Source organism: Aeromicrobium halocynthiae, from assembly GCF_039531385.1.
GTDB classification, from domain to species: Bacteria; Actinomycetota; Actinomycetes; order Propionibacteriales; family Nocardioidaceae; genus Aeromicrobium; species Aeromicrobium halocynthiae.
In genome coordinates, this window is record NZ_BAAAPY010000001.1 from 328,194 (window position 1) to 348,728 (window position 20,535).

20 protein-coding genes are annotated in these 20,535 nt (G+C 72.1%); all 20 read right to left on the reverse strand.

What is annotated here, in order from left to right; translation table 11 throughout:
* Positions 1-23: 23 nt before the first annotated feature.
* The gene (locus ABD213_RS01580) at positions 24-1,295 is read right to left on the reverse strand and encodes an RsmB/NOP family class I SAM-dependent RNA methyltransferase (RefSeq protein ID WP_344323492.1); all 1,272 of its coding nucleotides are present in this window, start codon (positions 1,293-1,295) and stop codon (positions 24-26) included.
* Positions 1,292-2,215 (reverse strand): methionyl-tRNA formyltransferase, encoded by a 924-nt coding sequence (gene fmt, locus ABD213_RS01585; RefSeq protein ID WP_344323495.1) that lies wholly within the window; start codon positions 2,213-2,215, stop codon positions 1,292-1,294. Before fmt ends, ABD213_RS01580 begins: the two co-directional genes overlap by 4 nt.
* 36 nt (positions 2,216-2,251) lie before the next feature.
* A complete protein-coding gene (locus ABD213_RS01590) occupies positions 2,252-4,186 on the reverse strand; it encodes a primosomal protein N' family DNA-binding protein (RefSeq protein ID WP_344323499.1) in 1,935 nt (644 codons plus the stop codon).
* A 117-nt stretch (positions 4,187-4,303) separates the two neighbouring features.
* Positions 4,304-5,497 carry a methionine adenosyltransferase gene (gene metK / locus ABD213_RS01595; RefSeq protein ID WP_344324671.1) on the reverse strand — a complete coding sequence of 398 codons (1,194 nt, stop codon included), beginning with the start codon at positions 5,495-5,497 and terminating at the stop codon, positions 4,304-4,306.
* A gap of 69 nt (positions 5,498-5,566) precedes the next feature.
* Positions 5,567-6,817 (reverse strand): bifunctional phosphopantothenoylcysteine decarboxylase/phosphopantothenate--cysteine ligase CoaBC, encoded by a 1,251-nt coding sequence (coaBC, locus tag ABD213_RS01600; protein WP_344323502.1) that lies wholly within the window; start codon positions 6,815-6,817, stop codon positions 5,567-5,569.
* Between the two features lie 7 nt (positions 6,818-6,824).
* A complete protein-coding gene (gene rpoZ / locus ABD213_RS01605; protein ID WP_344323504.1) occupies positions 6,825-7,097 on the reverse strand; it encodes a DNA-directed RNA polymerase subunit omega in 273 nt (90 codons plus the stop codon).
* On the reverse strand, positions 7,094-7,744 hold the full coding sequence (gmk, locus tag ABD213_RS01610; protein WP_425546006.1) for a guanylate kinase: 651 nt from the start codon (positions 7,742-7,744) through the stop codon (positions 7,094-7,096). Before gmk ends, rpoZ begins: the two co-directional genes overlap by 4 nt.
* Positions 7,728-8,051 carry an integration host factor, actinobacterial type gene (gene mihF / locus ABD213_RS01615; RefSeq protein ID WP_344323508.1) on the reverse strand — a complete coding sequence of 108 codons (324 nt, stop codon included), beginning with the start codon at positions 8,049-8,051 and terminating at the stop codon, positions 7,728-7,730. The genes gmk and mihF overlap by 17 nt, the downstream gene beginning before the upstream one ends.
* A gap of 37 nt (positions 8,052-8,088) precedes the next feature.
* Complete coding sequence (locus ABD213_RS01620; RefSeq protein WP_344323510.1) at positions 8,089-8,532, reverse strand: hypothetical protein; 444 nt, start codon at positions 8,530-8,532, stop codon at positions 8,089-8,091.
* Between the two features lie 78 nt (positions 8,533-8,610).
* A complete protein-coding gene (gene pyrF, locus ABD213_RS01625) occupies positions 8,611-9,423 on the reverse strand; it encodes an orotidine-5'-phosphate decarboxylase (protein ID WP_344323512.1) in 813 nt (270 codons plus the stop codon).
* Positions 9,420-12,758, reverse strand: a complete 3,339-nt coding sequence (gene carB, locus ABD213_RS01630; protein ID WP_344323516.1) for a carbamoyl-phosphate synthase large subunit — start codon at positions 12,756-12,758, stop codon at positions 9,420-9,422. The genes pyrF and carB overlap by 4 nt, the downstream gene beginning before the upstream one ends.
* Positions 12,758-13,918 (reverse strand): glutamine-hydrolyzing carbamoyl-phosphate synthase small subunit, encoded by a 1,161-nt coding sequence (carA, locus tag ABD213_RS01635; RefSeq protein ID WP_344323518.1) that lies wholly within the window; start codon positions 13,916-13,918, stop codon positions 12,758-12,760. The genes carB and carA overlap by 1 nt, the downstream gene beginning before the upstream one ends.
* Positions 13,915-15,216 carry a dihydroorotase gene (locus tag ABD213_RS01640; RefSeq protein WP_344323521.1) on the reverse strand — a complete coding sequence of 434 codons (1,302 nt, stop codon included), beginning with the start codon at positions 15,214-15,216 and terminating at the stop codon, positions 13,915-13,917. Before ABD213_RS01640 ends, carA begins: the two co-directional genes overlap by 4 nt.
* The gene (locus ABD213_RS01645; protein WP_344323523.1) at positions 15,213-16,181 is read right to left on the reverse strand and encodes an aspartate carbamoyltransferase catalytic subunit; all 969 of its coding nucleotides are present in this window, start codon (positions 16,179-16,181) and stop codon (positions 15,213-15,215) included. The genes ABD213_RS01640 and ABD213_RS01645 overlap by 4 nt, the downstream gene beginning before the upstream one ends.
* Positions 16,178-16,771, reverse strand: coding sequence for a bifunctional pyr operon transcriptional regulator/uracil phosphoribosyltransferase PyrR (gene pyrR / locus ABD213_RS01650; protein WP_344323525.1), 594 nt, complete (start codon positions 16,769-16,771; stop codon positions 16,178-16,180). Before pyrR ends, ABD213_RS01645 begins: the two co-directional genes overlap by 4 nt.
* Before the next feature lie 103 nt (positions 16,772-16,874).
* Entirely contained in the window at positions 16,875-17,282 is a 408-nt protein-coding gene (gene nusB / locus ABD213_RS01655; RefSeq protein ID WP_344323527.1) for a transcription antitermination factor NusB, read from the reverse strand.
* Positions 17,282-17,845 (reverse strand): elongation factor P, encoded by a 564-nt coding sequence (gene efp / locus ABD213_RS01660; RefSeq protein WP_344323529.1) that lies wholly within the window; start codon positions 17,843-17,845, stop codon positions 17,282-17,284. Before efp ends, nusB begins: the two co-directional genes overlap by 1 nt.
* 1 nt (position 17,846) lies before the next feature.
* Positions 17,847-18,923 carry a M24 family metallopeptidase gene (locus ABD213_RS01665; RefSeq protein WP_344323531.1) on the reverse strand — a complete coding sequence of 359 codons (1,077 nt, stop codon included), beginning with the start codon at positions 18,921-18,923 and terminating at the stop codon, positions 17,847-17,849.
* Positions 18,920-20,020 (reverse strand): 3-dehydroquinate synthase, encoded by a 1,101-nt coding sequence (aroB, locus tag ABD213_RS01670; protein ID WP_344323533.1) that lies wholly within the window; start codon positions 20,018-20,020, stop codon positions 18,920-18,922. The genes ABD213_RS01665 and aroB overlap by 4 nt, the downstream gene beginning before the upstream one ends.
* On the reverse strand, positions 20,017-20,526 hold the full coding sequence (locus ABD213_RS01675; RefSeq protein WP_344323535.1) for a shikimate kinase: 510 nt from the start codon (positions 20,524-20,526) through the stop codon (positions 20,017-20,019). The genes aroB and ABD213_RS01675 overlap by 4 nt, the downstream gene beginning before the upstream one ends.
* Positions 20,527-20,535: the final 9 nt, after the last annotated feature.

The following is a 20,535-nucleotide window of genomic DNA, read 5'->3' on the forward strand; positions in this document are numbered from 1 at the left end:
TACCGAGCCCGGGCCGCGCGGAGTCAGCGACGTCGCAGCACCGCGGCGAACATCGCATCCGTCCCGTGGACGTGCGGCCACCACTGGTGGGTCGTCTCGACGGTCACGTCGTCACGGTCGGCCGTGACCGCCGCGACGATCCCGGTGGTCTCCGCGCGGTGCGGTGAGCACGTCGCGTAGACGGTGACCCCGCCCGGCCGCGTCAGCTCGAGCGCTCGCTCGAGCAGGCCCCTCTGCAGATCGGTCAGGGTCGCCAGGTCCTCGGGTCGGCGCCGCCACCGTGCCTCCGGGCGCCGCCGGAGGGCGCCGAGGCCCGTGCAGGGCGCGTCGACGAGCACGCGGTCGAACGTTGCTGCGTCCCAGGGGCCCGCTCGCCCGTCGTGCTCGGTGACCTCGACGTCCGGCAGGAGCCGCATCGAGGACCGGACCAGCTCGGCGCGGTGGTGCTGCAGCTCGTTCGCGACGAGGTGGGCGCCACGCTGGGCGGCGAGGGCTCCGAGCAGCGCAGCCTTGCCGCCAGGCCCCGCGCACAGGTCGAGCCACCGGGCATCACTGCCGGTCAGGACGGCGTCGGCGAGGGTCAGCGCGACCAGCTGCGACCCCTCGTCCTGGACGCCGGCGCGCCCCTCGCGCACCGCGGCCACGGAGCCGGGGTCCCCGTCGGCCATGATGCGCGCGAACGGCGAGTGCCGCCCCGGCTCGCCGGGCAGCTCGTCCGGCGCGGCAAGTCCTGGCCGGGCCACCAGCGTCACGCGGGGCGGAGCGTTGTCCGCCTCGAGCAGGGCGTCGAGGTCGTCGTCGGTCCCGTCCAGGGCGTCGCGGAAGGCCTCGACCACCCACCGCGGGTGGGAGGACCGCACGGAGCGCGCGTCGTCGGGATCGAGACCGGCGCTCAGCTCCTCGATCCAGTCGTCGAGGGACCTGGCACCGACCTTGCGCAGGATCGCGTTCACGAAGCCGACCGGCTTGTGGCCGATCTCGCGGCGGACGACGTCGACCGTCTCGGAGACCGCCGCGTGGTTCGGCACCCGCAGGGACAGCAGCTGGTGCGCACCGAGGCGCAGTGCGTCGCGCACGGCCGGATCGATGGTGCGCGACGACAGGGTGTCGATGACCGCGTCGTACGTCCCCTGCTGCCGGACCGTGCCGTGGACGAGCTCGGTGGCGAAGGCAGCGTCGCGGCCGGTCACCTTGTGCTCGGCGAGCATGCGCGGCAGGAGCAGGTTGACGTAGGCGTCGTCCTGCTCCACGGCTCGCAGGACGAGGAAGGCGATCGTGCGTACGGGATCGCTCACCGAAGGACCGCCGACTCCGGAAGGCTCGCGCCGCGTGCCCAGTCGGCCGCTGCCATCTGCCGCTTCCCGTGCGGCTGGACCTCGGTCAGGATCACGTCGGTGGTCGCCGTGCCGACCCGCACCACGCGCTTGTCCGCGCGGACGACACCGGGGGCCAGCGTGTCGTCGTCGGTGACCTGGACCGGCGCGAGCTTGAGCCGGAGGCCGTCGAGCTCGGTCCAGGCCCCTGGGGCCGGGGTGCAGCCGCGGATCCGCCGGTCGACCGCGAAGGCCGGGAGGGTCCAGTCGACGCGGGCGTCGGTGGTCGTGAGCTTGTCGGCGTAGGAGACACCGTCCTCGGGCTGCGCGACGGCGCCGATGTCGCCGTCCTCGATGTGGTCGAGGACGTCCACGAGCAGCCGGGCGCCCTCGTGGGCCAGTCTCTCGAGCAGGCTCCCTGCCGTGTCGTCCTCGCGGATCCGCTCGGTCAACGTGCCGAGGACCGGGCCGGCGTCGAGCGCCTCGACCAGGCTGAAGACCGTCGCGCCGGTGACCTCGTCCCCGGCCATGATCGAGCGCTGCACCGGGGCAGCGCCTCGCCAGGCAGGCAGGACGGAGAAGTGCAGGTTCACCCAGCCGTGGTCGGGGACGTCGAGGGCCTCGCGGCGCAGGAGTGCGCCGTACGCGACGATCGGGCAGCAGTCCGGTCCGATCTCGCGCAACCGGTCGATCAGCTCCGGGTCGTCGGCGCGCCGAGGTCGGAGCACCTCGATGCCGGCCTCGAGTGCGCGCTCCGCGACGGGGCTCGGGGCGAGCGTGCGCCCGCGTCCGGACCGCGCGTCGGGTCGGGTGAGGACCGCCGCGACCTCGTGGCGGCTGGCGATCAGGGCCTCCAGGGACGGCAGGGCGGTCTCCGGGGTTCCCGCGAACACGATTCTCACGCCCCGGAGTCTAGGGGTCGGGCCAGAACCGTCCGCTCAGAAGCGGTGCGGGTCGATGCGGACCCGCACCGGGGGCAGCTTGGCCGCCGAGCGTTCTGCCGCGACGGCTCGCAGCTGCGCCGAGAGGGCCGTCCCGTCGCGGCGGGGCACGCGCAGCACGAGCTGCGCGAGCGCCGGGTCGGGCGCCGGCACCGGGCCCAGGACCTCCGCCGCCGCGGGCCAGTCGCGTCCGGCCAGCTCGGCGACCACCTCCGCTGGACCCTCGACCACCGCCAGCCGTCCGACCGGCGGCAGGTGGGTCTGCGCGCGGGACTCGAGCTCGCGCTCTGCGAGGCCCACGGGATCGACCCGGACGAGGGCCTGCAGCGCCTGCGGGTCGCCGACGACCACGGCTCGCCGGCGCTCGCGCCCGAGGGCCAGCGCGTTGAACCAGCGCCGGTGCGCCTCCTCCTCCACGCGGACGTCGTCACGGGTGAGGGCGAGCCAGGTGTCCATGAGCACGACGACGTCGTAGCCCCCCGCGACCCGGGGCTCGGCCCCAGGGGTGGCCAGGACGAGGACGTCGTCGCCCTCGACCTGGTCGAGGACGCTCGCGCCCCCGGACGTCACGACGGTGCGCGAGGGAAAGGCCGCGGCGTACTCCTCGGCGGTGCGCAGCTGGCCCACGACCGGCGCACGCAGTCGGCCGGAGCCGCACTCGCCGCACGTCCAGGGGCTGGCCGACGTGCCGCACCAGCGACAGGTGACGGCGGCGTCGCGGCCGGTCTGCACGAGCGGTCCCTCACAGGCGCGACAGCGAGCCGGGCTGCGGCAGACCTGGCAGGCCAACGACGTGCGGTACCCCCGTCGCGGCACCTGCACGAGGACGGGACCGTCGCTCGAGCGGACGGCTGCGAACACCTCCCGTGGCAGGCGGGCCGGAGCGCCGCCGTCGACGGATCCGTCGGTGACCTCCACCTGGGGCCAGGCGCGGCGGCGGATCGTCGGGTCGGCGACCAGGTCGACGCACCAGCCGGAGGCGACGAGCGACTGCGCCTCGGCCGTCCGGGCGAACCCGGCGACGAGCACCCCGGCACCGTGGCGGGCGGCCCGCATGAGGAGGACCTCGCGGGCGTGCGGGTACGGGGCTCTCGGCTCGGCGTAGGAGTCGTCGCCGTCGTCCCAGATGACGACGAGGCCGAGGCGCGCCACCGGCGCCAGCGCTGCGGACCGCGTGCCCAGCACGACGTGCACGACGCCGCGAGCGGCCGCGAGGTACGCGCGGTACCGGGCGGCAGGCTTCTCCCCCGCCGTCAGGAGCACGTGCCGGCCGGCGCCGAGGACCTCGGAGAAGACGGCGTCCCAGTGCGCGAGGTCGCGCGCGTCGGGGACGCACACCACCGCACCGCGCCCCGAGTGGACCGTGGCGAGGACGGCCTCAGCCACCGCCCGAGCCGGGTCGCGGTGAGGCAGCGCCGACCAGCACGCTCGCGGAGAGGCTCCGGCGGCGAGGGCGGCCACGAACCCGGGACCATCGGGCCACGGCTGCCAGGTGACGTCGACGACGTCCGGCAGCTCCGAGGTGGGTGGCACGGACGGCCGGGCCTCGACGCGTGCCTGACGTGGCGGGACGGCCAGACGCAGGACGTCGGGGAGCGTGCCGGCCCAGCGGTCGGCCACCTCCCGGCACAGCGCGAGCGTGTCAGGGGTGAGCACCGGTTCGGAGGAGACGACCTTGACGATCGGCGCCAGGGTCCCCTCGTGGGTGGAGCCGTCACCGCGTTCGGCGACGTAGGCGTCGCTCAGGCGACCGGCGAAGCGGACCTTGACGCGACATCCAGGCACGACGTCGGAGTCGAGCTCGGTGGGGACCGCGTAGTCGAACAACCGGTCGAGGTGGGCGAGCGGCGTGTCGACCACGACACGCGCCACGGGGCGTCCCGTGGGACGTCGTGCCGCGGCAACGAGCTCGAGCTGGCCGTCGTCCGTCACCAGGCCGTTCTACCAGCCGCTCCCGACGTCCTCTCGACACGGCGGCATGCCCGTCACCTCGATGGTCTGCACCGTCGGGTCGACCGCCACCGGTCGACAGCCGCCGAGGGGGTGCGTTCAGGCGCCGGCAGCCGTCTTGAGCGCGTCGGCGCGGTCGGTGTTCTCCCACGGCAGGCCGGGGCGACCGAAGTGGCCGTACGCGGCGGTCTGCGCGTAGATGGGCCGCAGCAGGTCGAGGTCGCGGACGATGGCACCCGGACGGAGGTCGAAGACCTCCAGGACGGCCTTGCGGATCGTCTCGACCGGAACGGTCTCCGTGCCGTGGGTGTCGACGTAGAAGCCGACCGGCTGGGAGACGCCGATGGCGTAGGCGACCTGCACCTCGGCCTTGCGGGCCAGGCCGGCGGCCACGATGTTCTTGGCGACCCAGCGCATGGCGTAGGCGGCCGAGCGGTCGACCTTGCTGGGGTCCTTGCCGGAGAACGCCCCGCCGCCGTGGCGGGCGTAGCCGCCGTAGGTGTCGACGATGATCTTGCGGCCGGTCAGCCCGGCGTCGCCCATGGGGCCGCCGATGACGAACTTGCCCGTGGGGTTGATGTGCAGGCGGTAGTCCGAGGAGTCGATGTCGTACTGGCCGAGCACGTGGTCGATGACGTGCTTCTTGATGTCGTCCGGCAGCTGGCTCTCCAGGTCGACGCCGTCCTCGTGCTGCGTGGACAGCACGATGGCCTCGACCCGCACGGGGCGGTCGTCGTCGTCGTACTCGATGGTGACCTGCGTCTTGCCGTCCGGGCGCAGGTAGGCGAGCGTGCCGTCCTTGCGGACCTCGGTGAGCCGCTCGGCGAGCCGGTGCGCGATGGTGATGGGAAGCGGCATGAGCTCGGGGGTCTCGTCGCAGGCGAACCCGAACATCAGCCCCTGGTCGCCGGCGCCCTGCAGGTCGAGGGGGTCGGTGGCACCGCCGACGCGGGCCTCCTCGGCCGTGTCGACGCCCTGGGCGATGTCGGGGCTCTGCGCGTCGAGGGTGACCTGGACGGCGCAGGACTCGCCGTCGAAGCCCTTCGTGGAGGAGTCGTAGCCGATCTCCAGGACGCGGTCGCGGGCGATGCGCGCGATGTCGGCGTAAGTCTTGGTGGTGACCTCGCCACCCACGAGGACCATGCCCGTGGTCACGAAGGTCTCGCACGCGACGCGGCTCTTGGGGTCGTCGGCGAGCAGCGCGTCGAGGACGCTGTCGCTGATCTGGTCGGCGATCTTGTCCGGGTGACCCTCGGTCACGGACTCGGACGTGAACAATCGGCTCACTGCGATTCTCCTGTGTGTGGGAAAGGGGTCGCGGGCTGTGCCGGGCTCGACGCCCGCTGACGTCTCGCGCGCAGTCTAGCCATCCGACGGCGCGGTGGGTGCCCATCCCGCGCGTCGGACGACTGCCTCCCACACCGCGTGGGCCAGGGCGGTCTTGGAGCCCGGCGGGACCGGCACCGATCCCCCGTCGGCGTCGAGGACGACGGCCTCGGTCTCGTCGCGCCCGAAGACGCGGTCGCCGCTGACGTCGTTGACGACGAGCAGGTCGCACCCCTTGCGCTGCAGCTTGCGTCGGGCGTGGTCGAGCACGCTGCCGTTCGCGTCGCCGGTCTCGGCGGCGAACCCGACGACGACCGTCCCGCCGCCACCGCCACGGGTGCGGACGAGCTCGACGAGGATGTCGGGATTCTCGACCAGCTCGATCGTCGGCGTGGTGCCGTCACCGGTCTTCTTGATCTTGCTGCCCTCGGTGCTGGTGGGCCGGAAGTCGGCGGGGGCCGCGGCCATCACGACCGCGTCGGCGGCTCCCGCGGGATCGGAGCCGACGGCGTCGAGGACGGCGGCACGCAGCTCCTCGGTCGTGCCGACGTCGATGCGCCGGACCCCGGCGGGCGTGGGGCGTTCGACGTTGGCGGCGACGAGCGTGACGCGAGCACCGCGGGCGACGGCGACCTCGGCGAGCGCGAGGCCCTGGCGCCCCGACGAGCGGTTGCCGAGGTAGCGGACGGGGTCGAGCGGCTCGCGCGTGCCCCCGGCACTGACCACGACGTGCCGACCCTCCAGGTCACGGGGGGCGCCGGAGAGGACGTGTCGGCAGACGTCGAAGATCGCCTGTGGCTCCGGCAGGCGGCCCGGCCCGGTGTCGGAACCGGTGAGCCGGCCGTCGTCGGGGTCGATCACGACGACGCCGCGCGCCCGGAGCGCGGCGACGTTGTGGCGAGTGGCCGGGTGCGTCCACATCTCGGTGTGCATGGCCGGGGCCATGACGACCGGGCACCGTGCCGTCAGGAGGGTGTTGGTGAGCAGGTCGTCGGCCAGGCCGTGGGCGGCACGCGCCAGGGTGTTGGCCGTCGCCGGGGCGACGACCACGAGGTCGGCCTGCTGGCCGAGTCGCACGTGCGGCACCTCGTGGACGTCGGAGAAGACGCCGGTGTGCACGGGGTGCCCGCTCAGGGCCTCCCACGTGGGGGCACCGACGAACTCCAGCGCGGAGTCGGTGGGCACCACGCGGACGTCGTGCCCGGACTCGGTGAACAGCCGCAGCAGCAGGGCAGCCTTGTAGGCCGCGATGCCTCCGCTGACGCCGAGCACCACGCGGGGGCTCATGGGGGCCTCAGGCCTCGTCGGAGACGACGTCCTCGACCGTCAGGAGGTCGGCGTTGATCTCGCGCAGCGCGATCGACAGCGGCTTCTCCTGCACCTCGGTCTCCAGCAACGGGCCGACGTACTCCAGCAGGCCCTCGCCCAGCTGGGAGTAGTAGGCGTTGATCTGGCGCGCACGCTGCGCGCTGTAGAGCACGAGCTTGTACTTGGAGTCGGCCTTGTCGAGCAGGTCGTCGATGGGCGGGTTGGTGATGCCCTCGGCAACAGAACGCGTGCTGGTCACGGGACCTCGCTGGATCGGTGGTGAGAAGAAGTCTGAGCAGGACGAGAGGACCCGCCCTCGAACAATGCTACCAACTCGCGGCACGCCGTCCGGACGTCGGTGTTGACGATGGTCACGTCGAACTCCCCCTCGGCGGCCATCTCCTGCGCCGCGGTGCGCAGACGACGGGCCCGCTCCTCGGCGTCCTCGGTCCCCCGGCCGAGCAGACGACGCTCGAGCTCTCCCATGCTCGGGGGTGCGAGGAAGCACAGCAGGGCGTCCGGCATCGACTCACGGACCTGGCGAGCACCCTGCAGGTCGATCTCCAGGAGAGCCTTCTCCCCGCGGTCCAGGCGGTCCTCGACCGCGGCCCGCGGCGTGCCGTAGCGGTGCCGACCGTGGACGACCGCCCACTCCAGGAGGCCGTCGGTGGCGACGAGGCGGTCGAACTCGTCCTCGCTCACGAAGTGGTAGTGGACCCCGTCGACCTCACCGGGACGCGCCGGGCGGGTGGTGGCCGAGACGGAGATCCAGATGTCGGGTCGCTTCGCTCGGACCTGCGCGGCCACGGTCCCCTTGCCGACGGCCGTCGGGCCGGCGAGGACGACGAGCCTCGAGCGCGTCGCGGCTGACGGGTCGGGCCCGGCGGGGTCACCGCTCACGGGCACCGAACTCGCGCAGCAACGCCTGGACCTGGTTGACGCCGAGACCGCGCAGGCGGCGGCTCTCGGCGATGCCGAGGCGGTCCATGATCTCGTGCGCCTTGACCTTGCCGACTCCCGGCATGGACTGCAGGAGGTCGGTGACCTTCAGCTTGGCGACGAACTCGTTGCGACTCGCCTCCTCGATCACCTCGGCCAGGCTCGCGCCGGAGCTCTTGAGCCGACTCTTCACCTCCGCCCGCACCTGGCGCGCGTACGCGGCCTTGTCGAGCGCCGCCTGGCGTTGCTCGGGCGTCAGCTTGGGCAGTGCCACCGTCTCACCTCTCGTCCTCGGAGCGTGCGTGCCGCAGTCACTGCAGCGTGATGTCGCACTCCTGCTTCACATTCTTCACCACGGCGGTCCGCTGGTCGGCGGTGCCGTTGAACGCCTCGTAGGCCTCGTTGAGCGAGGCGAGCTGCTCCTGCGACAACGCGGCGAGCACCTCGTCGTCGGTCATCTCCTCCAGACCGTGACCGACCGACTCCTGGGCCTCCAGGACCCCCCGGGTCACCTCCGCCATCGCCGTCCAGTCGTCCTCGACGTCGGCGGGCGCGACCGCGGCGACGGACTCGAAGGCCTCCGCGTAGGAGGTGTAGGCCGCCGTGGTGCGCTCCTTGCCGAGCGACTCCAAGGTGGCGGCGTTCTCCTCCACGGCAGCGCAGTACTCGCTCTGCCCGCTGCAGCCCGCGAGGAGCACGGCGGTGGCGGCGAGAGCGGCAGCGGTGGTGCCGGAGCGCCGAAGGGCGCGGGTCATGCGGTCTCCTCGTCGTCGTGATGCTGCGCCGAGCCTACAATCCGGCGGGTCCGCACGGGGGTCACTCGAGCGCGTCGGTCAGCGCAGCTGGTCGTTGAGCGCCGCGGCGGCGTCCTGCAGGGCCCCGACGTCCGCACCAGCGGCGAGGACGTCCCGCGAGACGCTCGGCACGACGCGGTCGCGCACCGACGCGAACAGCCGGTCGACGTCCGCCACGGTCCCTCCCTGGGAGCCGAGCCCGGGCGCGAGGATCGGGCCGTTGACGTCGAGATCCTCCTGCGTCGAGCCGATCGTGACCCCGACGACGGCCCCGTACGAACCCATCGGCTCGGCCCCGGCGTTGGCGCGGGCGAGGTTCGCCAGGACCGACCCTGCGACGGTCGCGCCCGACGCTCCCCGAGCGTGCTGCACCTCTGGTCCCTCGGGGTTCGACGTCAGGGCCAGCACGAAGACGCCTGCGTCGTTGCGCTCGGCCTCGGCGAGGAACGGCTCGAGCGAACCGAAGCCCAGGTAGGGGCTCACGGTGACGGCGTCGGCCGCCATCGGGCTGTCCTCGTCGAGGTAGGCCTGGGCGTACGCGCGCGCGGTGCTGCCGATGTCGCCGCGCTTGACGTCGAGGACGGTCAGCGTGCCGGTGTGGCGCAGGTCCTGCAGGGTGTGCTCCAGCACCGCGACGCCCCGGGAGCCGAAGCGCTCGAAGAACGCCGACTGCGGCTTGACGAAGGCGACGCGTCCGGCGAACGCCTCGACGCAGGTGCCCGCGAACCGCTCGAGTCCGCTCACGTCGTCGGACAGGTCCCATGCCTCGAGCAGGCCGGGATGCGGGTCGATGCCGACGCACAGCGGCCCGAAGGCGTCCATGGCGGCGCGGGCACGCGAGCCGAAGCTCATGCGTCGGTTCTCGAGAGCTCGGCCCACTCCTGCAGCGACCTGACCTCGACCCGCTGCTCGCGCAGCGCCTCGATGCCCTGCACCGCTGCCGCGAGACCCTGGACGGTCGTGATGCAGGGGATGCCCTCGGCCACCGCCGCCGTGCGGATCTCGTACCCGTCCAGACGGGCGTTCGACCCTGCGGAGATGCCGTGCGGGGTGTTGACGATGAGCTCCACGTCCTGCTCGCGGATCCTGTCGACGATGGTCGACGGCTCGCGGCCCGGGATCGGGTCCTCGTGTAGCTTGCGGATCACCGTGGCCTGGACCCCGTTGCGGGCCAGCACGACGGCCGTCCCGCTCGTCGCGAGGATCTCGAAGCCGAGGTCGGCGAGCCGCTTGATCGGGAAGACCATGTGCCGCTTGTCGCGGTTGGCCACCGACACGAAGACCTTGCCCGACGTGGGCAGGCCGTTCTGCGCGCCGGCCTGGCTCTTGGCGAACGCGGTGCCGAACGTCGTGTCGAAGCCCATGACCTCGCCGGTGGAGCGCATCTCCGGACCCAGCAACGTGTCGACGTACGTGCCCTCGTAGGTGCGGAAGCGGTTGAAGGGCATGACCGCCTCCTTGACCGCGATGGGCGCGTCGTCCGGGAGGCGACCACCATCGCCCTCGGCGGGCAGCAGACCCTCCTCGCGCAGCTCGGCGATCGACTCCCCGAGCATGATGCGCGCGGCCGCCTTGGCCAGGGGCGTCGCGGTCGCCTTGGACACGAACGGCACCGTCCGGCTGGCCCGGGGGTTCGCCTCGATGACGTACAGGATGTCCGAGGACAGGGCGAACTGGATGTTGACCAGGCCCCTCACCCCCACGCCGCTCGCGATGGCCTCGGTGGCGGCCCGGATGCGATCGATCTCGAGGTCGCCGAGGGTGATCGGCGGCAGCGCGCAGGCGGAGTCGCCCGAGTGCACGCCCGCCTCCTCGATGTGCTCCATCACGCCGCCGAGGAACAGCTCGGTGCCGTCGTAGAGGGCGTCGACGTCGATCTCGATCGCGTCGTCGAGGAACTTGTCGACGAGGACCGGACGCTCGGGGGTGATCTCGGTGGCCCGGCTGATGTAGTCACCGAGCGTCTGCTCGTCGTAGACGATCTCCATACCGCGTCCGCCCAGGACGTAGGACGGACGCACGAGGACCGGGTAGCCGATCTCCTCGGCGATGTGCTTCGCGTGCTCGAACGTCGTGGCCATGCCGCTGCGGGGGGCGGCGAGCCCGGCACCCTCGAGGACCTGCCCGAAGGCGCCGCGCTCCTCGGCGAGGTCGATGGCCGACGGCTGGGTGCCGACGATCGGCACGCCGGCGGCCTCCAGCCCGGCCGCGAGCCCGAGTGGCGTCTGACCGCCGAGCTGGACGATGACGCCGGCGAGCGGACCGGCCTGCTGCTCGGCGTGCACGACCTCGAGGACATCCTCGAGGGTCAGGGGCTCGAAGTACAGCCGGTCGGCGGTGTCGTAGTCGGTGGAGACGGTCTCGGGGTTGCAGTTGACCATCACGGTCTCGTAGCCGCCCCACTCGTTCGGTGCGGCGCTGAGCGCCTGGACGGCGTGCACGCACGAGTAGTCGAACTCGATGCCCTGGCCGATGCGGTTCGGGCCGCTGCCGAGCACGATGACGGCCGGCTTCTCGCGGGGCTCGACCTCGGTCTCCTCGTCGTAGGAGGAGTAGTGGTACGGCGTCTTGGCCGCGAACTCCGCGGCGCACGTATCGACCGTCTTGTAGACCGGTCGGACGCCCAGCGCGTGCCGCACCCCGCGGACGACGTCGGCCGACATGCCGCGGATGCGGCCCAGCTGGGCGTCGGAGAAGCCGTGGCGCTTGGCGCGGCGCAGCAGGGCCGGCGTCAGCTCCGGGGCGGCGATCAGGTCGGTGGCGACCTCGTTGATCAGTGCCAGCTGGTCGACGAACCACGGGTCGATGCGGGTGGCCTCGAAGATCTCCTCGGCCGTGGCGCCGGCCCGCAGCGCGTCCATGACGGCCTTGAGGCGACCGTCGTAGGGGCGGCGGACGTCCTCGATCAGGGCGTCCTTGTCGAGGTCGACCCAGTCCTTGCTCCAGTCGAACTCGGCGCCGGGCCGCTCCAGGGACCGCAGGGCCTTCTGCAGCGCCTCGGTGAAGTTGCGACCGATCGCCATCGCCTCGCCGACGGACTTCATGTGCGTCGTGAGCGTGGAGTCCGCGGCGGGGAACTTCTCGAACGCGAACCGCGGCACCTTGACCACGACGTAGTCGAGGGTCGGCTCGAAGCTCGCGGGCGTCTCGCGGGTGATGTCGTTGGGGATCTCGTCGAGCGTGTAGCCGATGGCGACCTTCGCCGCGATCTTCGCGATCGGGAAGCCGGTCGCCTTCGAGGCCAGCGCCGAGGACCGCGAGACCCGCGGGTTCATCTCGATGACGACGATGCGCCCGGTCTCCGGGTCGACGGCGAACTGGATGTTGCACCCGCCGGTGTCGACGCCGACCTCGCGGATGACGCCGAGGGAGATGTCGCGCAGGCGCTGGTACTCGACGTCGGTCAGTGTCATCGCCGGCGCGACGGTGATCGAGTCGCCGGTGTGCACGCCCACGGGGTCGAAGTTCTCGATGGAGCAGACGATCACCACGTTGTCGGCGGTGTCGCGCATGACCTCCAGCTCGTACTCCTTCCAGCCGAGGATCGACTCCTCCAGGAGCACCTCGGTGGTGGGGCTGAGCGCCAGGCCGGAGCCGGCGATGCGGTGCAGGTCGTCCTCGTCGAACGCCAGGCCCGAGCCCGACCCGCCCATCGTGAAGGAGGGGCGGACGACGACCGGGTAGCCGCCGAGCTCGTCGACCCCGGCGAGGCACTCGTCCATGGTGTGGCAGATGACCGAGCGCGCGACCTCTGCGCCCCACTCCTTCGGCAGCGACTCGACGATCCGCTTGAAGGTCTCGCGGTTCTCGCCCTTCTCGATGGCCTCGACGGAGGCACCGATGAGCTCGACGCCGTACTTCTCGAGGATCCCGGCCTTGTCGAGGGCGATGGCGGCGTTGAGCGCGGTCTGGCCGCCGAGGGTCGGCAGCAGCGCGTCGGGACGCTCCTTGGCGATGACCTTCTCGACGAACTCGGGCGTGATCGGCTCGACGTAGGTGGCGTCGGCGAACTCCGGGTCGGTCATGATCGTCGCCGGGTTGGAGTTCACGAGGACGACGCGGATGCCCTCCTCGCGCAGGACGCGGCACGCCTGGGTGCCGGAGTAGTCGAACTCGCAGGCCTGGCCGATGACGATCGGTCCGGAGCCGATGACGAGGACGGAGGAGATGTCGGTGCGCTTGGGCATCAGGCGCTCGCCTTCTCGTCGGAGGGGTGGGGGGCGGCGGACTCGTCCATCAGCTGGACGAACCGGTCGAACAGGTAGGCGGCGTCGTGCGGTCCGGCCGCCGCCTCGGGGTGGTACTGCACGCTGAAGGCCGGGCCGTCGACGAGCGCGATGCCCTCGACGACGTCGTCGTTGAGCCCGACGTGGGTGACGCGGGCGTCGCCGAACGGCGTCTCGAACGTCCCCTCGAGGGGCGCGTCGACGGCGAAGCCGTGGTTCTGGCTGGTGATCTCGACCTTGCCGGTGGTGCGGTCCTGCACCGGCTGGTTGATGCCGCGGTGGCCGTAGCGCAGCTTGTAGGTGCCGCGGCCGAGGGCTCGACCGAGCATCTGGTTGCCCAGGCAGATCCCGAAGTACGGGATGCGACGCTCCAGGACCTCGCGCAGGACGCCGACGACGTGGTCGGCCGTGGCGGGGTCGCCGGGACCGTTGGACATGAACACGCCGTCCGGCTCCACGGCCAGCACGTCGTCGATGCTCGACGTCGCGGGCAGCACGTGCACCTCGATGCCGCGCTCGGCCATGCGGCGCGGGGTCATGCCCTTGATGCCGAGGTCGATGGCGGCCACGGTGAAGCGGCGCTCCCCCACGGCCGGGACGACGTACGGCTCGGGCGTCGTGACGTCGGCGAGGAAGTTCGAGCCCTCCATCGACGGGGCCTCGGTGACGAGCGCCAGCAGGCTGCTGGTGTCCGCACCCGTGTGGGCGGGGTCGGTGCTGATGGCCGCTCGCATCGTGCCGCGCTCGCGCAGGTGCCGGGTGAGGGCCCGGGTGTCGACGGCGCTGATCCCGACGACGCCCTGCTCGGCGAGGAGGTCGTCGAGCGTGCCGTTGGCGCGCCAGCTGCTGCGGATCCTGGCGGGGTCACGGACGACGTAGCCGTCGACCCAGACGCGTCGGGACTCGAAGTCCTCGTCGTTGACGCCGGTGTTGCCGATGTGCGGCGCCGTCATGACGACGATCTGGCCGCGGTAGGAGGGGTCGGTGAGGGTCTCCTGGTAGCCGGTCATGCCGGTGGCGAAGACGACCTCGGCGATCGTGGTGCCGGTGGCGCCGTACGACTCCCCACGGAAGACGCGGCCGTCCTCGAGGACGAGCACGGCGGGGGTGGACTCGGTCATGCGTGGACTCCTTCGGTGAGCTCGCCGGACAGCACGGTGGGTGTACCCCGCAGGAACGTGGCGACCACGCGGCCGGGCAGCTCGATGCCGGCGTACGGGGTGTTGCGCGACAGCGATGCCGTGTCCCCCGGGACGACGGTGTGCGTCGCGTCGGGGTCGTGGAGGACGACGTTGGCCGGCTCGCCCACCGCCAACGGCCGACCGTGTCCCTCGACGCGGCCGATCCGAGCAGGACGCGCCGACAGCACCTGTGCCACCTGCTCCCAGGTGAGCGCACCGGTGTCGACCATCGTCTGCTGGACGATCGGCAGGGCGGTCTCCAGGCCGATCATCCCGAAGGCGGCGGCCGCGAACTCGCACTCCTTGTCCTCCATGGGGTGCGGGGCGTGGTCGGTGGCGACGATGTCGATGGTGCCGTCGGCGAGCCCCTCGCGGACCGCGGCGACGTCGTCGGCCGAGCGCAGCGGCGGGTTCACCTTGTAGATGGGGTCGTAGCTGCGGACGAGGTCGTCGGTCAGCAGGAGGTGGTGGGGGGTGACCTCGGCGGTGACGTCGATGCCGCGGCTCTTGGCCCAGCGGACGATCTCGACCGACCCCCGGGTGGACAGGTGGCACACGTGCAGGCGCGAACCGACGTGCTCGGCGAGCAGCACGTCGCGAGCGATGATCGCCTCCTCGGCGACGGCCGGCCAGCCGACGAGCCCGAGCTCCCCCGACAGTGCGCTCTCGTTCATCTGCGCGCCCTCGGTGAGCCTCGGCTCCTGGGCGTGCTGCGCGACGACGCCGTCGAAGGCCTTGACGTACTCCAGCGCCCGCCGCATGAGGACGGCGTCGGAGACGCAGATGCCGTCGTCGGAGAAGACGCGGACGCCGGCGGCGGAGTCGGCCATGGCGCCGAGCTCGGCCAGCCGCTCCCCTGCCAGTCCGACGGTGACCGCGCCGACGGGCTGGACGTCGCAGAAGCCGCCCTCGCGACCGAGGCGCCAGACCTGCTCCACGACGCCTGCGGTGTCGGCGACCGGCGACGTGTTCGCCATGGCGTGCACGCACGTGAAGCCGCCGCGTGCTGCGGACTGCGTCCCGGTGAGCACGGTCTCGGCGTCCTCGCGACCGGGCTCGCGCAGGTGGGTGTGGAGGTCGACGAGGCCGGGCAGGGCGATGAGACCCTCGGCGTCGACGACGGTCGCGCCCGGGGCGTCCAGGTCCGGACCGATGGCTGCGATCAGGCCGTCGCTCAGCAGGAGGTCGACGGGGTCGCCGCCGAGCGGCCGGGCACGTCGCAGGAGGTGGTCGGTCATGCGGTTCCTTCGTTCGACTGCTGGGCGCCGCCCAGGAGGAGGTAGAGCACGGCCATGCGGACGGCCACGCCGTTCGTGACCTGCTCGACGATGACCGAGCGGTCGGAGTCCGCGACGTCGGCACTGATCTCCATGCCGCGGTTCATCGGACCGGGGTGCATCACGATGCCGTGCGCCGGCATCCGGTCCATGCGGGCGCGGTCCAGGCCGAAGCGCCTGCTGTACTCCCGCTCACTCGGGAAGTACGAGGCGTTCATCCGCTCGCGCTGGACGCGCAGCATCATCACCGCGTCACTCTTCTCGACGGCGGCGTCCAGGTCGTAGGACGTGCGGACCGGCCAGGTGTCGACGCCGACGGGCAGCAGCGTCGGGGGGGCGACGAGCGTGACCTCGGCCCCGAGGGTGTGCAGCAGGCGCGCGTTGGACCGCGCGACCCGGCTGTGCAGCACGTCCCCGACGATCGTGACGCGCTTGCCCGCCAGGTCGGTGCCCGTCGCCGGTCCGGCACCCCCGCCGGCCAGGTGGCGACGCATCGTGAAGGCGTCGAGCAGCGCCTGGGTGGGGTGCTCGTGGGTGCCGTCGCCGGCGTTGACGACCGCTCCCCTGGTCCACTGCGCATGCGCGAGCCGGTGCGGCGCGCCGGACGCACCGTGCCGGACGACGACCGCGTCGGCGCCCATCGCCTGCAGCGTCAGCGCCGTGTCCTTGAGTCCCTCGCCCTTGGAGGCGCTGGAGCCCTTGGCGGAGAAGTTGATGACGTCGGCGGACAGCCGCTTCGCCGCCGCCTCGAAGCTGATGCGGGTGCGGGTCGAGTCCTCGAAGAAGAGGTTGACGACGGTGCGCCCGCGCAGCGTCGGGAGCTTCTTGATCGGTCGCTGGGCGACGCCGAGGAGCTCCTCGGCGGTGTCGAGGATGCGCACGGCGTCCTCGCGGGTGAGGTCGCTCGCGCTCAGCAGGTGCTTCATCCGACGCCTCCCGCGATCGAGACCGAGTCGGCCTGGTCGTCGACCTCGCTCAGGCGCACCCGCACCTTCTCGACGAGTGACGTCGGCAGGTTCTTGCCCACGAAGTCCGCCCGGATGGGCAGCTCGCGGTGCCCTCTGTCGACGAGCACGGCGAGCTGGACGGCCGTGGGGCGACCGAGGTCGGCCAGCGCGTCCAGCGCGGCGCGGATCGTGCGACCGCTCATCAGCACGTCGTCGACCAGGACGACGGTCCGGCCGTCGATGTCGCCCGGGATCTCGGTGTGCTCCAGCGGCCGCACCGGACCGCTGTGAAGGTCGTCGCGGTACATCGTGATGTCGAGCGCGCCGGCCGTGATGCGCCGGTCCTCCACCTCGCTCATGCGGGCGGCGATGCGCCGGGCCAGCGGGACGCCACGGGTGGGGATGCCGAGGATCACGAGGTCGTCGGCGTCGCGGTTGCGCTCGAGGATCTCGTGGGTGATGCGGGTCAGGGCCCGGGAGATGTCGGTCTCGTCGAGGACGGTGCGACCACCGGCAGCGGTGGCGTCGTCGCGGGCGTCAGGACCGGGAGTGCCGTCGGGCACGACCATGTCTGACCTCCTTCTCCGCCTCACGGGACGGTGGTTAAAGGACGTCGGATGGAACGGTGCCGAGCCTAGCAGCGCGGTCTCGTCGACCCGGCCGAGGGATGGCTCAGGACGACGACGTGCGCAGCTGCAGGATGCGACCGAGGACGCCGTTGACGAAGCTGCCGGAGTCGTCGGTGGAGAGCTCCTTGGCCAGCGCCACCGCCTCGCTCACGGCGACCGCGTCGGGGACGTCGTCGACGTGGAGGATCTCGTAGACCGCGATCCGCAGCAGGTTGCGGTCGACGCCCGGCATCCGCTGCAGGCTCCATCCGCGCGCGTTCTCGACGATCAGGGCGTCGATCGCCTCCTGCTCGGCCACGACACCCTCGACGAGCGTGACGGTGTACTCGCTGATCGGCGGGTCGTTGGTCTCCCGTCGCCCGGCGAGGGTGCCGCCGAGACCGGTGTCGCGCAGCTCGGACTCGAAGAGGACGTCGAGCGCCCGCTTGCGGTACTTGCTCCTGGCGCCCATCAGGCCTTCACGCGGCCGAGGTAGCTCGCGTCGCGGGTGTCGACCTTGATCTTCTCGCCCGAGGTGATGAACAGGGGCACCTGGATCTCGCGGCCGGTCTCGAGGCGCGCGGGCTTGGTGCCGCCGCTGGAGCGGTCGCCCTGCAGGCCCGGGTCGGTGTGCTCGACGAGCAGCTCGACGGCCGGGGGCAGCTCCACGTACAGGACGCGTCCCTCGTTGGTGGCGACGACGGCGTCCTGGTTCTCCAGCAGGAAGTCCGGGACGCTGCCCATTGCGTCGGGGGCGATCTCGATCTGGTCGAAGGTGCTGTTGTCCATGAAGACGAAGCTCGTGCCGTCGTTGTAGAGGTACTGCATCTCGCGCTTGTCGACGGTGGCCGTCTCGACCTTCGTGCCGGCGTTGAACGTCTTGTCGACGACCTTGCCGGACTCGACGTTCTTCAGCTTGGTACGGACGAAGGCGGGGCCCTTGCCGGGCTTGACGTGCTGGAACTCCACGACGGCCCAGAGCTGGCCCTCCAGGTTCAGCACCATGCCGTTCTTCAGGTCGTTGGTCGTAGCCATGTCAGACGATCTCCAGCAGCTCGGTGGTCAGGGCCGTGAGCACGTCGGGCTCGTCGGCGGTCACGAGGACGGTGTCCTCGATGCGCACTCCCCCGCGGCCCGGGACGTAGATGCCCGGCTCCATGGTCAGCGTCGTGCGGCGTCCCAGTCTACCGGCGTGCCTGGCGGAGAAGAACGGGTCCTCGTGGATGAGGAGCCCGACGCCGTGGCCGAGGCCGGTGGTGAAGTGCTCGAGCCACCCCGAGTCCTCCAGGTCGGCACGGACGGCGACGTCGATCTCGGCCACGGGCGCGTCCTCGCGCAGGGCGCGGACACCGAGGCTCTGGGCCCGCCGGACCGCCGCGTGCACCTCGCGCTGCCAGTCGTCGGCGTGACCGACGACGACGGTGCGCGTGCAGTCGGCGTGGTAGCCGTCGACCCGGGCGCCGAAGTCGACCTTCAGCAGGTCACCGGGCGACACCTCCCGGGACCCGGGGTGGTGGTGCGGCACCGCGGAGTTCTCGCCCGAGGCGAGGATGGTCTCGAACGCGATCGCCTCCGCACCCAGGCCGAGCATCCGCCACTCGAGGTCACGCGCCAGGTCGCGCTCCGAGCGCCCGACCAACGGCCCGGCCAGCAGTCCCTCGAGCGCGGCGACGGAGATCGCACAGGCCTCGCGCAGCGACGCGACCTCGGCATCGTCCTTGACCTCGCGGGCCAGCTCCACGGGCCGCTCGGCGGCGACGAGCTCGGCGTCGGTGGCGTCGAGGAGGGCACGGTGCGTGTCGACGCTCATGGTGTGCGTCTCGACGCCCCATCGACCACCGAGCCGCGACGCCAGGGCGGCGACGAGGTCCCGCTCGACGACGACCTCCAGGTCGGGGACCTCCAGCGCGGCCTGGTCGCGGTACCGACCGTCCGTCACGAAGGTGCCGGTGCCGTCCGGGTTCAGCAGCAGGGCACCGTTGGACCCGGTGAATCCGGTGAGGTAGCGGACGTTCACGAGCGTCGTGACGGCGAGCCCGTCGAGGTCGGCGCGGGCGACCGTCCGGCCCACGGCCGCGCGCCGCGCGAGCAGCTGGTCGTCGGTGGGTCTCACCGCAGGCCACCGGCGAGTGCGGCGAAGCAGTCCCGCAGGACCTGCTCCTCGGGACCGGCGAGGATCCGTGGCACGCCGAGGTCCTCCAGGACGACGAACCGCAGCTGGTCGCCGCGGGTCTTCTTGTCCATGCGCATGGCGGCCAGCAGCGGGGAGAACGCCCCGGCCCACGTCGTGGGCAACGACAACGACGCGAGCACGTCGCGGTGGCGCTGCAGCAGGTCGGCGTCGATGAGGTCGTGGCGGTGGGCCAGCTCGGCGACGAAGACCATGCCGACGCTGATCGCCTCGCCGTGTCGGATGCCGTACGCCTCCTCGCGCTCGATCGCGTGGCCCAGCGTGTGGCCGTAGTTGAGCGCCTCGCGACCGATCCCGCCCTCGGCTCCACCGGTCTCCTTGAGGTCCTCCGCGACGGTGCGGGCCTTGACGGCGATGCCCTTGGTGACGAGCTCGGCGAGGATCGGCGACGTGGGGTCGAGGACGCTCTGCGCCCCGGCGTTCTCGATGAGTTCGAGGATGTTCGCGTCGGCGATGAAGCCGCACTTGACGACCTCGGCGAGACCGCTGCGCAGCTCCGGGCGCGGCAGGGTCTGCAGCACGTCGAGGTCGCAGAGCACCGCCGCCGGCTCGTGGAAGGCGCCGACGAGGTTCTTCCCGGACGCGGTGTTGATCCCGGTCTTGCCCCCGACGGCGGCGTCGACCATGCCGAGCACCGTCGTCGGCAGGTTGACGAAGCGGACGCCGCGCAACCAGGTGGCCGCCACGAAGCCGGCGAGGTCGGTGGTGGACCCGCCGCCGAGACCGACGACGACGTCCGAGCGGGTGAAGCCGGACTCCCCCAGGACCCGCCAGCAGTACTCGAGCACGTCGGCGGACTTGGCGCGCTCGCCGTCGGGCACCTCCACGAGATGCACCTCGAGCTGGTCCCGCCCGAGCACGCTGCGCACGCCGAGGGCGCGCTCGCGGACGGCGACGGAGTGGATGACGGCGACCCGCCGGACGTCGGTGCCGACGACGTCGGTCAGCTCGCCGATGACCCCGGAGCCCACGACGACCTCGTAGGGAGCGGCCGCCTCGACCGCGATGCGTTCGCTCACGTCGTCTCTCCCAGCTCGGTGAGGATGTGGTCGGCGACCTGCTCGGGGCTGAGGCCGTCGGTGACCACCGTGAGGGTGGCCACCTGCGTGTACAGCGGTCGACGGTCGTCCATGAGCTTCTTCAACGTGCCTCGGACGTTGCCGAGCAGCAGGGGGCGACTCGTGCCGAGGCCGACCCGCGCGGCGGACTCGGTCAGCGAGACGTCGAGGAAGACGACCCGGTGTCCGTCCAGGCTCCGGCGCACCGCGTCGGTGGTCACGGCTCCTCCACCCAGGGCGAGCACGCCGTCGTGCGTCGAGAGGGCCTCGCGCACCGCGTCGCGCTCGAGCTCGCGGAACCGCGCCTCACCGTGCGTGACGAAGACGTCCTGCACCGTCATCGCCTCGCGCGCCTCGACGTCGGCGTCGGTGTCGCGCACCGCGACGCCCAGACGACGTCCCAGCTCCGCTGCGACGGTGGTCTTGCCGGCACCGGGAGGCCCGACGAGCACCACCCTCGGGCTCACCGACGACTC